Genomic DNA, 13,906 nt, shown 5'->3' on the forward strand with positions numbered 1-13,906 from the left:
CGTAGCCTGTGGGGTACTCCTGCCATGACCAGTTTCTCCTCTCGCGTCGCTGCCGCCGCTGCGGCGATCCGCGAGATTTTTCCGGAGACGCCGCTGCAGGAAAACGACTATCTGTCGAAGAAGACCGGCGCGCGGGTGCTGCTGAAGCGCGAGGACCTGACGCCGGTGCGCTCCTACAAGATCCGCGGCGCCTTTAACTTCTTCCGCAAGGCGCTCGCTGCCGGTAACAATGCCGAGCTGTTCGTCTGCGCTTCGGCCGGCAATCATGCGCAGGGCTTTGCCTTCGTCTGCCGCCATTTCGGCAAGAAGGGCGTCGTCTTCATGCCGGTGACCACGCCGCAGCAGAAGATCGACAAGACGCGGCTGTTCGGCGGCGCGTTCGTCGAGATCAGGCTGGTCGGCGATTTCTTCGACGACTGCTATCGCGCCGCACTCGAATTCACCGAAACTGCCGGCGCCCACATGGTGCCGCCTTTCGACCACAAGGACATTATCGAAGGGCAGGCGACCGTCGCCTACGAGATATCAGGCCAGATGCCCGGCGCGCGCATGCCCGACATTGTCATGCTGCCGGTCGGCGGCGGCGGCCTGGCCGCCGGCGTCACCCATTATTTCGCCGACCAGCAGCGTGAAACACGCTTCGTCTTTTGCGAGCCGCTCGGCGCGCCGAGCCTGAGCGAGAGCCTCGCCACCGGAAAGCGGGTCAAGCTCGCCAAGGTCGACAATTTCGTCGACGGCGCAGCAGTGGCCGAGATCGGCCGCGAGCCGCTGCGCCACCTCAGGGAGTTTGCCGCCGACACCGTGCGGCTGATCCCGGAAAACCGGCTCTGCGCGACCATGATCGAAATGCTCAATGTCGAAGGCGTCGTGCTCGAGCCGGCCGGCGCGCTGGCGATCGATGCGCTCAAAGATTTTTCCAGGAAGGAAATCAGGGGCAAGACCATCGTTGCCGTGGTGTCGGGCGGCAATTTCGATTTCGAGCGGCTGCCGGATGTGAAGGAACGGGCGCTGCGCTTCGAGGGCTTGAAGAAATACTTCATCATCCGCTTTCCGCAACGGCCCGGCGCGCTGCGCGATTTCCTCGAATTGCTGGGTCCCGACGACGACATCGCCCGCTTCGAATATCTGAAGAAATCAGCGCGCAATTTCGGTTCGGTGCTGATCGGCATCGAAACCAAGGACCGCCGCAATTTCGACCTGCTCAAGGCGAATTTCGACGCCGAGAGCGTCCATTACCAGGACATCACAGACAACGAGACGCTCGCCGGGTTCATCATATGAGCAGCAACGATCTTCCGAACGCTCCGGCGAACGTTTTTATCGCGCTGTTTTCCGGCATCAATGTCGGCGGCAACCGCATCGTCAAGATGGCGGAACTCAGGTCATTTTTCGAGCAGCTCGGCTTCTCCGATGTCGCCACCTATGTGCAGAGCGGCAACGCCGTGTTCCGGTCGCCAGATGGCGATGCGGCGACGCTGACCAAGCGGTTGGAAGCGGAATTCGAGAAGAAATGGGGGTTCCATTCACGCATCATGGTGCGCGATCTCGGCTGGCTCGAGCGGCTGGCGGCGGACAATCCCTATCCGGAAGTGGCCGGCGAGCCGACCAAGCTGCATGCCTATGCGCTGGAGCGCCGGCCGACCGCCGAGGAGGTCGCCCGGCTGGCGGAAAAATGCACCGGGCCAGAACGCTTCGAGATCAAGGGCGACGTGCTCTACCTGCATGCGCCTGACGGGCTCGGCAAATCGGTGTTTGCCAATCTCATTCCGCGCGTTCTGAAGGTGCCGGGCACGGCGCGTAATTGGCGCACCGTGCTGATGCTGCTGGACATGGCCAAGGCCGGCGGTTGACAGGTCGTCTACGCGGCCGGAGCGCGTTTCCAGTCGAATGCCAGCGCTTCACGGAAGGCGAAGCGCTTGATGTGCTCGGCGACGACCGTTTCCAGGCGCTCGAGCGAGCCGGCTTCATCGGTCGTCACCGCAATGTGCAGCGCAGCCGGGTCGGCATCGAGAACCGTGCGGCCGAGCGTCAGATCGATGGTGCCGTGGTTCGGGTCGAATTCGACGGGAAACTTGTGCGCCCAATGTTTGCACAGCTGCTGCAGATAGCGGCTGGCGTGTTCGGTGGCGACGTCGACATGGCTGGTCGGCATAAATGAATTCTCCTGGGGCACGCCCCTGTTGGCGTGATTGGGCGCCAGCCTGGGAGGCGGGCGCGACAATCGGATAGATAGGTGCCGCCTCGCGGATCGGCAAAGGCTGCCGGACGCATCCGTCCCCAGGCGGGGCCAAAACTCGCGACACATCGGCGCCAGACGCGGACCGCGCGAACGAACGTGCTCGCGATCATTAACTCGGGTCGATTGACCGCCGATCTTCTCCCGCGTCAGCCCCGGTATCGCAGGGTCTCCACAACGATGCTGAACGCAGGCGTCGGCTGGCGTCGGCTCGGGTAATAGAGGTGATATCCCGAATAGGGCGGGGTCCAGTCCGAGAGCATTTGGACGAGTTGGCCGCTGTCGAGGTAGGGCTGAACCTGGCCCTGCGGCAAGTAAGTCACGCCGAAACCATCCAGAGCGGCTTGCAACATCGGATTCCCGCTGTTGAACGTCAGTTGTCCGTCGACGCGCACCCGCAGCTCCCGGCCGTTCTTCTCAAATTCCCAGGCATAAAGTCCGCCATAGGTCGGCAGGCGAAGATTGATGCAGTCGTGGCTCGTCAGATCCTGAGGCGTTCGCGGCATTGGGCGTTCGGCGAAGTAGGACGGCGCCGCGACCGCTGCCATGCGCAAAATCGGCCCGATGGGTACGGCGATCATGTCCTTGGCCACCATCCCGCCGAGCCGCACGCCGGCGTCGTATTGCTCCGCGACGATATCGGTCAGGCCGTAGTCGATGACGATCTCCAATTTTATGTCGGGATAGCGCGGAAGCAGCTTGTGAAGCGCGGGCCAGAGCACGGCCCCAACGGCATATTCATCCGTCGTAATACGGATGTTGCCGGCCGGCTTCTCCCGCAATTCGCTGAGCGCCGCGAGTTCGAAGTCGATCTCCGCGAACCGCGGAGCCAAGGTCCGAAGGAGGCGTTCACCCGCCTCTGTCGTCGTCACGCTGCGGGTCGTCCGCGTGAGCAGCCGAACTCCCAGCCGCTCTTCGAGCGTACGCATCCCGTGGCTCAGGGCGGATGGAGAGATGGCGAGCTTGGCGGCGGCCCGAGTGAAACTTCGCTCGCTCGCGACCATGACGAAGGCGGCAAGATCGTTGAGGTTCGCTCGAGCCATTGCTGAATCTCACTCACAAGTACATGCACAAACTAGCACCTAATCGCATGATTGGGCGACCCTTATATTGCTTGCGAGCAGAACAGCCTGCCACACAACTGGCACGGCGCGACGCCCACGACGGCGATGACCCATCTTCCCGTCACCGAAGCCCTCGACGGCAAGGCGGTCGAGTGGACGGAGAAAGTGACGGATGAGGAATATCTCGCCGGCCCACCAAGGAGAGTCTCCGATGAGCGAAAAGCCCAAAGCCTTCTGCAGTCCGTTTGGGGACATCGCTTCCGCGCTCGCGGGGTACACCGATGACGTTCTGTTCGGCGATGTCTGGAAGCGGCCCGGCCTGTCGCCGCGCGACCGCAGCCTGATCTCAGTGGCGACGCTGATCGCCCTCTACCGGACAAACGAGCTGCCGTTCCACCTGAAATTTGCGTTCCAGAACGGCGTCACGCGCGACGAACTGGTCGAGACGATCACCCATCTCGCCTTCTACGCCGGCTGGCCCACCGCCAGCACGGCGGTCGGAATCGCGCGCAAGGTCTTCGAAGAAACCGACGCGGGAGAATGAGAATGCTGAACCGCACGCTCGGTGACAGCGGCCTTGTGGTCTCGGCCATCGGGCTGGGCTGCATGGGCCTGAATTATCACCGTGGCCCGGCTCCAGACCGTCAGGAGACGATCGCGCTCGTCCGGGCGGCGGTCGAGCGCGGTGTCACCTTCTTCGACACCGCCGAGGTATATGGTCCGTTCACCAATGAGGAACTCGTGGGGGAGGCGCTGGAGCCGTTCCGCAAGGACGTCGTCATCGCCACCAAGTTCGGCCACGACTTCAGTCGCTGCAGATCCAGCGGGCTCGATAGCCGCCCCGAACGCATCCGGCAAGCGGCCGAAGGGTCGCTGAAGCGGCTGCGGGTCGATGCGATCGACCTGTTCTATCAGCACCGGGTCGATCCCGACGTCCCGATCGAGGACGTCGCCGGCGCGATGAAGGACCTGATCGCGCAAGGCAAGGTCAAGCAGTTCGGTCTCAGCGAGGCAGGCGCCTCGACCATCCGCCGCGCCCATGCGGTTCAGCCGGTCGCGGCGATCCAGAGCGAATATTCCCTGTGGTGGCGTGAGCCCGAGGCGGAGGTGTTGCCCGCTTGCGAGGAACTGGGGATCGGCTTCGTCCCTTACAGCCCGCTGGGCAGGGGCTTCCTCACCGGCAAGATCGACGAAACCACCAGCTTCGGCGGTAACGACAACCGCGCCAGCTTGCCGCGCTTTACGCCCGAGGCCCGCAAGGCGAACCGCCCCGTGGTCGACCTGCTGGAAAGAATCGGCGCGCAGAAACGCGCGACGCCCGCACAGATCGCGCTCGCCTGGCTGCTGGCGCAAAAGCCCTGGATCGTCCCAATCCCAGGCACCACCAAGCTCAACCGGCTCGAGGAGAACATCGCCGCGGCAGGGATCGAGCTCTCGCCCGACGATCTACGGCACATCGAGGACGCTGCCGCGCAAATCACCGTGCAAGGCGACCGTTACCCTCAGGCGGAGGCGGAGCTCACGCGGCGTTAGCGGCGCACACGCCGAACCGACACATTTACAGGAGATATTTCCATGAACATTGCATTCGAGGGGAGGGTCGCGCTGGTGACAGGCGCGGCGTCCGGACTGGGCCTCGCCACAGCGAAAGCCTTCGCGGAATCGGGGGCATCCGTCGCGCTCGCCGACTGGAACGAAGACGCGGTGCGTGCTGCGGTCGATGAACTGACCGCTCAAGGCCATAAGGTCCTCGCCATTCGTTGCGATGTCGCCGATGACGCACAGGTCGAAGCCATGGTCGCGCATACGGTCGCGGCCTTCGGCCGGCTCGATGCCGCCTACAACAATGCGGGCGTGCAGAATGTCCTCGCGGAAACGGCCGACGCCACCCGGGAAGATTACGACCGAGTCATGGGGATCAATCTCCGCGGCGAATGGAGCTGCATGAAATTCGAACTGCAGCAGATGCGCAACCAGGGTAGCGGCGCGATCGTCAATTGCTCTTCACTCGGGGGACTTGTGGGAGGTGCCGAGCGCGGGATCTACCATGCCGCCAAGCACGGAGTGCTTGGGTTCACCAAGAGCGCGGCTCTCGAATATGCAGCACGCGGCATCCGTATCAACGCCATATGCCCAGGGCTCATTTGGACGCCGATGGCCGACCAGATGGTGGCCGGCGGTCAGGGCGATGCGCTCAGGGCGATGGAAAAGAGCATTCCGATGGGACGGGTTGGCCGCCCCGAGGAAATTGCGAATGCAGTCCTGTGGCTCTGCAGCGACGCTGCGAGCTATGTGACCGGCCAGTCCATCTCGGTGGACGGCGGTTTTGTCATGCGCTGAAGAGGACGAGGAAAACCATGCAAGGAGCAGTTCTATACGGTCCGGGAGACGTGCGTTTCGAGGACCGTGCCGAGCCGAAAATCCTGGCCTCGACCGATGCCATCATCCGGATCGCGGCGACCTGCGTATGCGGGTCGGACCTCTGGCCCTACCGCGGCCTGCAAGCGTCCTCCGGGCCGACACCGATGGGACATGAATATTGCGGACTCGTCGAAGAGGGGAGGCCCAGACATGACGAGATGGTCTGAAGACGAATTGCGCGAGATCGCCGAAGCCGACGACTTGCACATTGCGCCGTTCAGGGAAGATGGCGTGACATATGGCACCCCAACCTGGATCTGGTCCGTGGCAGTCGACGGCGTCCTCTATGCGCGCGGCTACAATGGACAGGACTCACGATGGTACCAAGCCGCCATCCGGCAGAAGGGCGGACGGATCATCGCCGCTCGCATGACGAAGGACGTCGCCTTCGAGCCGGTCGACGGGCCGATCAACGACCGTATCGATGACGCCTATCGGGCGAAGCATCGCGGAAACCCGTACCTTAGCCCGATGATCGGTGCGCGCGCTCGGTCCGCCACCGTCAGGATTGTACCGCTGCTGCCTGAGTAGCAAGCTCACCGAAGGACCACGGCTCACCAGCCAAAGGCTTGCCGAGCGATCCTCCCCATTAGACACAACCCGCCCAGCAATGCCGGCTCAAGATGGCGTGATCGGTTACCAGCTGCCGGTGTTCGGCATCGACGCCCACGGCTCGGCCTTCGGCTTGGCCGGACCTTTCTGCAACAGCTCGATCGAGATGCCGTCCGGCGATTTGACGAACGCCATGTTGCCGTCGCGCGGCGGCCGGTTGATGGTAACGCCATTGTCCATCAGCCGCTGACAGGTGGCGTAGATGTCGTCGACCTCATAGGCGAGATGGCCGAAATTGCGGCCGCCCTTGTAGTCTTCCGGGTCCCAATTGTAGGTCAGCTCGACCAGCGGCGCTTTCTCGCTGATGCCGCTTTGCTCGTCTTCGGGGGCGGCGAGGAAGATCAGCGTGTAGCGGCCCTGCTCGTTTTCATGGCGGCGCACTTCCTTGAGGCCAAGCTTGTTGCAGTAGAAATCGAGCGAAGCATCGATGTCGGCGACGCGGACCATGGTGTGCAGATAGCGCATGATTTCCTCCTTATGTTGCGTTGCGGCGCAACATAGGGGCGGCCCGGCCAAAGGGCAATTGGCCACGTTTGCCGGCGCCGGAAAACGGCAAATCCGCTATTCCTGTATGGAACCGTGAAAAAAGGCACGTCAGGTCTTGCACACACCGGAAGCCGCGGTGTTAATCTGATACCAAGAATCAGTTGCAGTGTTTCTTGAAAAAAGGGGGCGTTCTTATGGGGGAAAAGGCCTCTTTCATGGGGCGGGACGGGGCCGGTAACGATACGTTGAAGCGGGATGAGAGCGCCGATACGGCCGATCTCGTCGAAATCGCCGGCGCCATCAAATGGTTCGACGTGGCCAAGGGCTACGGTTTCATCCTTCCCGATGATGGTACTTCGGGCGACATCCTCCTCCATGTGACATGCCTTCGAAAGGATGGTTTTCAGACCGCCCTGGAAGGCGCCCGTGTCGTCTGCCTGGTCAAGCAGGGCGAGCGCGGGCTGCAGGCCTTCCGCGTGCTCTCGATGGATGTCACCACGGCGGTGCATCCGGCGGAGCTACAGGAGCAGCGCACCCATGTCGCGGTGACGCCGGAAAGCGGCCTCGAACGGGCGCTGGTCAAATGGTTCAACCGTACCAAGGGGTTCGGCTTTCTGACCCGGGGCGAGGGCACCGAGGACATTTTCGTCCACATGGAGACGCTGCGCCGCTACGGCATCACCGAACTCCGGCCGGGCCAGGTGGTGCTGGTCCGCTTCGGACGCGGCGACAAAGGCCTTATGGCTGCCGAAATTCACCCCGATATGGGTACCTTGCCGGTCTCGCATTAGTTCCGGCCGAGGATTTCATATGGCTCACAGGAACCGGGTGACGGCGGGCGCGCTCTGCGCCGGGATTTTCCTCATCGTCGCCACAAGTGCGTTCTTCTATTTTCAACAACCGAGTTCCGCCGACGGCAAGGCGATGATCCTTCCCGTCGACCCGGCGCCGCTGGTCGCGGTGACGAAGGCCGGCGAGCGTTCTTTTTCCGTGGAAATCGCCGACACGCCCGCCGAGCGCGAAGCCGGGCTGATGTTCCGCCGGCACATGGCCGACAATCACGGCATGCTGTTCGTGTTCGGCGCGCCGCAGGATGTGAGTTTCTGGATGAAGAACACGCCGATGCCGCTCGACCTGATCTTCGTCGGCCAGGACGGCCGGATCCGGGCGATCGAGCAAGGCGAGCCGCAGTCGGAGGCGATCATCTCGCCGGACGAACCGGTGCGCTTCGTGCTCGAGCTCAAGGCGGGCACGGCTGCCAAAAAGGGCATTGAGGACGGCGACCTGCTGCGCCATCCGGCCATCGGCACGGCGGCGGGGCCGGCCATGCCGCCGCCCGACAAGGGCGATGCGCCGAGTGTCGATTCCGACTGAGCGGGCAGGATCTTCGGCCGATGCAGTTCTTCTCCCATGACGGTTTCGACCTTGCTTTCCTTGACCGCCAGCCGGCATCGGGGCAGGGCGATCCGGTGCTGATGATCCACGGCTTTGCCTCGAGCCATTACGTCAACTGGGTGTCGCCCGGCTGGTTCAAGACGCTGAACGACGCCGGCTACCGTGCGATCGCCTTCGACAATCGCGGCCATGGCTCGTCGTCGAAGAGCTATGACGAAGCCGACTACACGCCGGCAAAAATGGCGTCGGACGCGGCAGCGCTTTTGAACCATCTCGGCATCGAACGCGCTCATGTCATGGGTTACTCGATGGGCGCGCGCATATCGGCCTTCCTGGCGCTCTCCGACCCGGAGAAGGTGGCGACGCTGGTCTTCGGCGGTCTCGGCATCGGCATGGTCGACGGCGTCGGCGACTGGGATCCGATAGCCGACGCCCTTCTGGCCGACGATCCGGCAGGCACCAGCGATCCGCGCGGCCGCTCGTTCCGCGCCTTCGCCGATCAGACCCGCAGCGATCGCCGGGCGCTCGCCGCCTGCATCGCCACCTCGCGCGAATTGCTGAGCGAGGCCGACCTTGCCCGCATTGCCCAGCCGACGCTGATCGCCGTCGGCAGCAAGGACGACATCGGTGGTTCGCCGGATGAACTCGCCACCCTGATGCCCAACGCCAGGGCTTTTCATATCGAAGGCCGCGACCATATGCTGGCGGTCGGCGACAAGACCTTCAAGCAGCGCGTGCTGGAGTTTTATGCCGAGCATCCGCTTTGATGGATGGTTCCAAAAGCGGCCATAGGGCCTGAAGCTGGGATTCTTAGCGGTTTTGCAACGATACAGGAATTAATAAGAGCGACGTGTGGATCGGTTCAAACCCGCCGCGCGCTGAACGAGGGCAGGGGGTACGATGGCACAATGGGGAAGAAGCGACGCCGCTTTGCCGGGCGTTGTTGCGGAAAGCACGTTCGGCAAACGATCCGTTATTCTAGCGCTGACCGCATTGGCGGCAGGGGCGATTGCGATCACCGCATTGATAGCAATGCCGAGCGACGCGTCCCCACTGCTCCAGAACAGTGCGACAGGCTTCTTCGCCGCCGTATTTTTTCTGGCCGGGCCATTGGCACATCTTACCGGCGTGGTTTTCGGGTTGATGGCGCTCGGTCGTTCGAACGACAGTCGTGTGCTCGGTCTGGCTGGCATCGTAGTCAACGGCGCGTCGCTTGCGGCCGGGGTGTTCATGCTGTGGGGAATGGCATCGACCATCGGCGCGTTTACCTGATTTCGGGCAACTCTCCGGCAGGCAAGCGAGCGACGCGTCGGGCTACGATCGGCGCGGGCTGTGCCCCAGCGCCCTGAGCGAGCGCGTCATGTTATGCCGGGCCTGGGTTTCGAAGCGCCGGCGGAATTCCTCGCTGTGGAAGATATGCGGCCGCGCGAGGAAGCCCTCTAGCACTGCGGCACGGCCGGCCCGCCACATCGGCTCATCGACCCACTTATATTCGCGGCGAACCGCCTGCTCGTAGGCGTCGAACACGTCGGGCGCAGCACCCAGGATCGCCAGGTCCATGTCGAGGAACAGCGCCGCGTCGCGAACCGAATGCTGGTCGCCAAGGGGCGGCAATTCGTGGCCGGCGGTGGCAGTGATCATCGCCGCGATGTGGCCGAGGCGTTGTGCATCGGCGCGACCGGCGAGCTTTTCCTCGGCAAGTTCGGCACTCCTCGCCTCATTGTCCTTGGCGCGGCTGTCGTAGATCGCGTCGTGAAACCAGATCGCTGCCTCGACAGCTTCAGGATCATGCAACAACGCCTTGTAATCATTGGCCAGCGCCAGCATCGCCTCGATGTGGCCAAGGTCGTGGTAGTGGCGATCTTCGGCCTCATAGAGCGCGGAAAGCTCGCGCTTCAGGGTCTCGTCCATCAAGGTTGCGTTTTCCATGGCTGCTTGAAATTCCGCCAACCAAATCCATTTCACGAAGCACTAAGGAAAATTGAGTTCACCCGTGCTATGATCTGGCTTATAGGTGCGGCCGGAGAATAGGCAAGCCGCCAACCGAGACATTGGATGGCCGAGACATTGGATGGCCGGAGACATCAGATGAACAGCGTTACGATTTCCCGTCCCACCAGGGTGCAGCCGGTAGATCCGATCTGGCGTTCGATCCGCGACGAAGCGATGGAAGCGGTCAACCGCGATCCGCTGCTGGCGGCGTTCCTCTATTCGACCATCCTCAATCAGGAAAACCTGGAAGAAGCGGTCATTCACCGGCTGGCCGAGCGCCTCGCCCATCAGGACATCGGCTCCGACCTCATCCGCCAGACGTTCAAGGCGATGGCGGCCGACGACAAGGACTGGTCGACGACGGTGCGCGTCGATATCCAGGCCTATTACGACCGTGATCCGGCATGCGACCGCTTCATCATGCCGGTGCTCTACTTCAAGGGTTTTCACGCCATCCAGACCCACCGGCTGGCGCATTGGCTGTGGAACCAGGGCCGCCAGGACTTCGCGCTGTATTTGCAGAGCCGGTCGTCCTCGGTGTTCCAGACCGACATCAATCCGGCTGCCCGCATCGGTAAGGGCATCTTCCTCGACCACGCCACCGGCCTCGTCGTCGGCCAGACGGCGGTGATCGAGGACGACGTGTCGATCCTGCACGGCGTCACGCTGGGCGGCACCGGCAAGGCCGGCGGCGACCGCCATCCCAAGATCCGCTACGGCGTGCTGATCGGCGCCGGCGCCAAGATCCTCGGCAACATCGAGATCGGCCATTGCTCGAAGATCGCGGCCGGCTCAGTGGTGCTGTCGCCGGTACCGCACAACAAGACGGTTGCCGGCGTGCCGGCCCGCGTCGTCGGCGAGACCGGCTGCGACCAGCCTTCGCGGCAGATGGACCAGCTGTTGCCATCGCAGACGATGGACCACGTCGTCAGCTTCGACATCTGAGTGCTCGGGCAGGGGCTTGTCGCGTCGGACCAACTATCAATGTCGGCGCTGCCCCTCATCTGCCTGCCGGCATCTTCTCCCCGTATAGTGACGGGGAGAAGGGGCTGACTGCGGCCTCGGCACTGTTTCTGTAACGCTGGAGATTGGCGAAATTTTTTGCGAAGGCGGCCTTCTCCCCGTCACTATACGGGGAGAAGTGCCCGGCAGGGCGATGAGGGGCAGCGCAAACCTGAGGCGATTGCCCGTGTTCTCTCGCCGGCTTGCCTTTACATGGCCATTGTCGACGTGCCAGAAGCGCGCTCAAACGAAGAAGCCGACGATCGGAGAAGACTGTTGAAGCCGGACGAAATCAGAAAGCTGGACGCCTATTTCAAGCGCACCTTCCAGAACCCTAAACTCGAAGTGAAGGCGCGGCCGCGCAAGGAAGATTCGGCCGAGGTCTATGTCGGCGACGAGTTCCTTGGCATCGTCTTCAAGGACGAGGACGACGGCGATTATAATTTCTCGATGGCGATCCTCGACATCGATCTGGCCTGAGCTGGGAGTTTAGCTGGCCGCTATGCCTCAAGCGCTGCGGCGGTACGGAACCTTGCAGGACGCCGGCGGGACAGCGCCCTCCTCTGGCCTGCCGGCCATCTCCCCCACGAGGGGGAGATTGGCAGCCTCGGCGCTGCACTCTTCCTGCAACATTGGAGATTGGCGAAAGCCAAGATGACGGCCGATCTCCCCCCTCGTGCGGGAGATGTCCGGTAGGACAGAGAGGGGCGCGAAGGATCGCTACGGAACGGCTCGTTTCGTTGCTTACCGCCCGGTCTTCAGCACACGCGCTGCTTCGGCAGAAATCGCCGCGTCGAGCCCCTGCCAGTCGCCCAGGAATTCCCGGGGGAAGCGGTAGGTAAGGCTGAGATTGTCGCCGACCAGGATGTCGCGTTCGCAGGGCGCCAGCGATTCGTCCGCGCTCGGGCCGCTCAGGCAGCGTGCGACGAACGGATCCTTGCCGGGGCGATCGGCGACTGCCAGCACTTCGTTGAGATAGCCTGATTTTTCGCTGAAGGCGTAAAGCGTGGTGCCGCCAGGGCCGGGCGTACCCGGCTTGGCGATCAGCGCGCTGTAGATCGGCGCGAAGCGGCCGCTCATGTCACGCGACATCATCTGCGGCTCGAACGACAGGAAGACGATGTCCTTGCTGGGTCCGGTGTGGTTGAAGTCGTTGCGGGCACCCTCGCTGTAGCCGTCCATCTCGGGATAGCGCAGATAGAGGTCGAGCCGCGAGGCGATGCCGTCGCGCCGGGCCTGGGCAAAGCGGATGACATTGGCCGGCACGGCGATGACGTTGTTGCCGATGACGACCTTGTGGGCCGTGGTGTCGTCGGTGTACCCGGCCATGGCGATCGAGCGGCCGAACCATTTGCCGCCAAGGCTGATCGCCACCGAAAGCAGCGCCAGCGTCGCGAACGCATAAAACACTCGCTTCATCAGCGTCGAATCGACGACGCTGAGTTGCGGGCCCTCTGTGGCGGCTGCCTGCTTCATCGCGACCCTCGTTTACCGTCCATCGGGTGTGCCTGAGCGGCACATCTCGGCCCGGCACGGCGCTTGCTTCGCAGCTTTTGCGGGCGACTGTGCGATTTCATGGTAAACGGAGGGTAAAGATGGGCCCCGTCGAACAAATCATATTCAGTTTTATGGCTGGGCTGACGGCTTGCGGCCTGGCCGGATCGGCGATGGAGCTGATCGCCGGCCGTAGGCTTGCCTTCGTCCAACCCTATGTATCGTCGAAGCACATGCTGCGCTCACTCGCCGCGACGGCTTGCGCCGGGCCGCTGATGTTCGCCAACGAGGCGCTGGACGCCTGGCGCGAGCGTCGCATCTCGGTGCTGGGGCTGGTCTCCTGCGGCTGCGCGGCGACCATCTGGGCGCTGGCGCTGGGCATGGTGGTGATCGCCATTGCGTCCTGGGCGGCTTCGCTTCTAGGGTCTGGCAGCTTGTCGGTGTGAGACGATCTGGAGATAGCAATGCCGATCTACGCGATTGACGGAAAAGCGCCCGCCTTCGAGGACGCCGACAGCAACTGGATCGCGCCCGATGCCACCCTGATCGGCAATATGAGGATTGGCCGCAATGCCGGCTTCTGGTTCGGCGTCGTCGTCCGCGGCGACGACGAGCCGATCGTCATCGGCGCCGACACAAACGTGCAGGAGCACACAATCATGCACACCGACGCCGGCTTTCCGCTGACCGTCGGCCAAGGCTGCACGATCGGCCATCGCGCCTTGTTGCATGGCTGCACCATCGGTGACAACAGCCTGATCGGCATGGGCGCCATCGTGCTGAATGGCGCGAAAATCGGCAACAACTCGCAGGTCGGCGCCGGCGCGCTGGTCACCGAAGGCAAGCAATTTCCCGACAATTCGCTGATCGTCGGCTCGCCCGCGCGCGTCGTCAGGATGCTCGACGAGGCCGCAGTCGCCAGGCTGCGCGCCTCGGCCGCGCATTATGTGGAAAACGGGAAGAGATTCAGGGCGGGGCTGAGGAAAGTGTAGCGCCAGTCAGTGAAGGCTGCCTATCGCAAGCCCAGAAATGGTGGAGCCGGCCCGGGGACGGGGCCGGCTCCTTAAACCCGGTCGTTGGGGACGGGGAGGGTGGGGACTCGACCGGGTTTCTCCTAAAGCGCGAAGTCATGCGACGCACTTAACCTCTGCTTTATGCATGTCGTTATCTCAAGACCGCTACGCGCTTTGGGCGACATGCCTTG

19 protein-coding genes and 2 pseudogenes are annotated in these 13,906 nt (G+C 63.1%); 16 read left to right on the forward strand and 5 right to left on the reverse strand.

Going from position 1 to position 13,906, the window contains the following annotated elements:
- Window positions 1-24 precede the first annotated feature (24 nt).
- Both ilvA and NKI16_RS23380 read left to right on the forward strand, forming a co-directional pair.
- A complete protein-coding gene (gene ilvA, locus NKI16_RS23375) occupies window positions 25-1,281 on the forward strand; it encodes a threonine ammonia-lyase IlvA (protein WP_023674785.1) in 1,257 nt (418 codons plus the stop codon).
- On the forward strand, window positions 1,278-1,850 hold the full coding sequence (locus tag NKI16_RS23380; RefSeq protein WP_031211246.1) for a DUF1697 domain-containing protein: 573 nt from the start codon (window positions 1,278-1,280) through the stop codon (window positions 1,848-1,850). The genes ilvA and NKI16_RS23380 overlap by 4 nt, the downstream gene beginning before the upstream one ends.
- 8 nt (window positions 1,851-1,858) lie before the next feature.
- Here NKI16_RS23380 and NKI16_RS23385 read toward each other — a convergent pair whose 3' ends face one another.
- Both NKI16_RS23385 and NKI16_RS23390 read right to left on the reverse strand, forming a co-directional pair.
- On the reverse strand, window positions 1,859-2,152 hold the full coding sequence (locus NKI16_RS23385; protein ID WP_023674787.1) for a DUF2218 domain-containing protein: 294 nt from the start codon (window positions 2,150-2,152) through the stop codon (window positions 1,859-1,861).
- A gap of 233 nt (window positions 2,153-2,385) precedes the next feature.
- The gene (locus tag NKI16_RS23390; protein ID WP_352570888.1) at window positions 2,386-3,279 is read right to left on the reverse strand and encodes a LysR family transcriptional regulator; all 894 of its coding nucleotides are present in this window, start codon (window positions 3,277-3,279) and stop codon (window positions 2,386-2,388) included.
- A 96-nt stretch (window positions 3,280-3,375) separates the two neighbouring features.
- Between NKI16_RS23390 and NKI16_RS23395 the strand changes: the two are divergent.
- From NKI16_RS23395 to NKI16_RS23420, 6 genes and pseudogenes are all read left to right on the forward strand, one after another.
- Window positions 3,376-3,483, forward strand: a pseudogene (locus NKI16_RS23395) ((R)-mandelonitrile lyase); the annotation flags it as partial.
- A 28-nt stretch (window positions 3,484-3,511) separates the two neighbouring features.
- Entirely contained in the window at window positions 3,512-3,844 is a 333-nt protein-coding gene (locus tag NKI16_RS23400) for a carboxymuconolactone decarboxylase family protein (RefSeq protein ID WP_023674789.1), read from the forward strand.
- Window positions 3,845-3,846: 2 nt separating this feature from the next.
- A complete protein-coding gene (locus tag NKI16_RS23405) occupies window positions 3,847-4,833 on the forward strand; it encodes an aldo/keto reductase (protein ID WP_352570889.1) in 987 nt (328 codons plus the stop codon).
- A 42-nt stretch (window positions 4,834-4,875) separates the two neighbouring features.
- Window positions 4,876-5,640: an SDR family NAD(P)-dependent oxidoreductase gene (locus NKI16_RS23410; RefSeq protein ID WP_352570890.1), complete on the forward strand. Its 765-nt coding sequence runs from the start codon at window positions 4,876-4,878 to the stop codon at window positions 5,638-5,640.
- Window positions 5,641-5,657: 17 nt separating this feature from the next.
- Window positions 5,658-5,858: pseudogene (locus NKI16_RS23415) on the forward strand (alcohol dehydrogenase catalytic domain-containing protein); the annotation flags it as partial.
- Between the two features lie 13 nt (window positions 5,859-5,871).
- Complete coding sequence (locus NKI16_RS23420) at window positions 5,872-6,252, forward strand: DUF2255 family protein (RefSeq protein ID WP_352623267.1); 381 nt, start codon at window positions 5,872-5,874, stop codon at window positions 6,250-6,252.
- Between the two features lie 105 nt (window positions 6,253-6,357).
- Here the strand turns inward: NKI16_RS23420 and gloA are convergent, their stop codons facing one another.
- The gene (gene gloA, locus NKI16_RS23425) at window positions 6,358-6,798 is read right to left on the reverse strand and encodes a lactoylglutathione lyase (RefSeq protein WP_023674793.1); all 441 of its coding nucleotides are present in this window, start codon (window positions 6,796-6,798) and stop codon (window positions 6,358-6,360) included.
- A gap of 215 nt (window positions 6,799-7,013) precedes the next feature.
- Here gloA and NKI16_RS23430 point away from each other — a divergent pair, with 215 nt between their 5' ends.
- From NKI16_RS23430 to NKI16_RS23445, 4 genes are all read left to right on the forward strand, one after another.
- Window positions 7,014-7,610 carry a cold-shock protein gene (locus NKI16_RS23430; protein WP_036238076.1) on the forward strand — a complete coding sequence of 199 codons (597 nt, stop codon included), beginning with the start codon at window positions 7,014-7,016 and terminating at the stop codon, window positions 7,608-7,610.
- A gap of 19 nt (window positions 7,611-7,629) precedes the next feature.
- A complete protein-coding gene (locus NKI16_RS23435; RefSeq protein ID WP_023674794.1) occupies window positions 7,630-8,193 on the forward strand; it encodes a DUF192 domain-containing protein in 564 nt (187 codons plus the stop codon).
- Between the two features lie 20 nt (window positions 8,194-8,213).
- Window positions 8,214-8,981, forward strand: coding sequence for an alpha/beta fold hydrolase (locus tag NKI16_RS23440; RefSeq protein WP_023674795.1), 768 nt, complete (start codon window positions 8,214-8,216; stop codon window positions 8,979-8,981).
- Window positions 8,982-9,114: 133 nt separating this feature from the next.
- Entirely contained in the window at window positions 9,115-9,486 is a 372-nt protein-coding gene (locus NKI16_RS23445) for a hypothetical protein (protein WP_156937280.1), read from the forward strand.
- A gap of 42 nt (window positions 9,487-9,528) precedes the next feature.
- Here the strand turns inward: NKI16_RS23445 and NKI16_RS23450 are convergent, their stop codons facing one another.
- On the reverse strand, window positions 9,529-10,143 hold the full coding sequence (locus NKI16_RS23450; protein WP_023674797.1) for an HD domain-containing protein: 615 nt from the start codon (window positions 10,141-10,143) through the stop codon (window positions 9,529-9,531).
- Window positions 10,144-10,302: 159 nt separating this feature from the next.
- On the opposite strand from NKI16_RS23450, the gene cysE reads away from it, so the two are divergent.
- Together cysE and NKI16_RS23460 are read left to right on the forward strand one after the other, a co-directional pair.
- The gene (gene cysE, locus NKI16_RS23455; RefSeq protein WP_023717455.1) at window positions 10,303-11,151 is read left to right on the forward strand and encodes a serine O-acetyltransferase; all 849 of its coding nucleotides are present in this window, start codon (window positions 10,303-10,305) and stop codon (window positions 11,149-11,151) included.
- Between the two features lie 333 nt (window positions 11,152-11,484).
- Window positions 11,485-11,688 carry a DUF3126 family protein gene (locus tag NKI16_RS23460; RefSeq protein ID WP_023674799.1) on the forward strand — a complete coding sequence of 68 codons (204 nt, stop codon included), beginning with the start codon at window positions 11,485-11,487 and terminating at the stop codon, window positions 11,686-11,688.
- 264 nt (window positions 11,689-11,952) lie between these two features.
- On the opposite strand, the gene NKI16_RS23465 is transcribed toward NKI16_RS23460, so the two are convergent.
- A complete protein-coding gene (locus tag NKI16_RS23465; protein ID WP_023674801.1) occupies window positions 11,953-12,684 on the reverse strand; it encodes a hypothetical protein in 732 nt (243 codons plus the stop codon).
- A gap of 119 nt (window positions 12,685-12,803) precedes the next feature.
- On the opposite strand from NKI16_RS23465, the gene NKI16_RS23470 reads away from it, so the two are divergent.
- Both NKI16_RS23470 and NKI16_RS23475 read left to right on the forward strand, forming a co-directional pair.
- A complete protein-coding gene (locus NKI16_RS23470) occupies window positions 12,804-13,148 on the forward strand; it encodes a DUF6949 family protein (protein ID WP_352623266.1) in 345 nt (114 codons plus the stop codon).
- Window positions 13,149-13,166: 18 nt separating this feature from the next.
- Entirely contained in the window at window positions 13,167-13,694 is a 528-nt protein-coding gene (locus NKI16_RS23475; protein WP_352623265.1) for a gamma carbonic anhydrase family protein, read from the forward strand.
- Window positions 13,695-13,906 lie beyond the last annotated feature (212 nt).

The organism is Mesorhizobium sp. M0698, from assembly GCF_040320455.1.
In the GTDB taxonomy this organism is placed as follows: Bacteria; Pseudomonadota; Alphaproteobacteria; order Rhizobiales; family Rhizobiaceae; genus Mesorhizobium.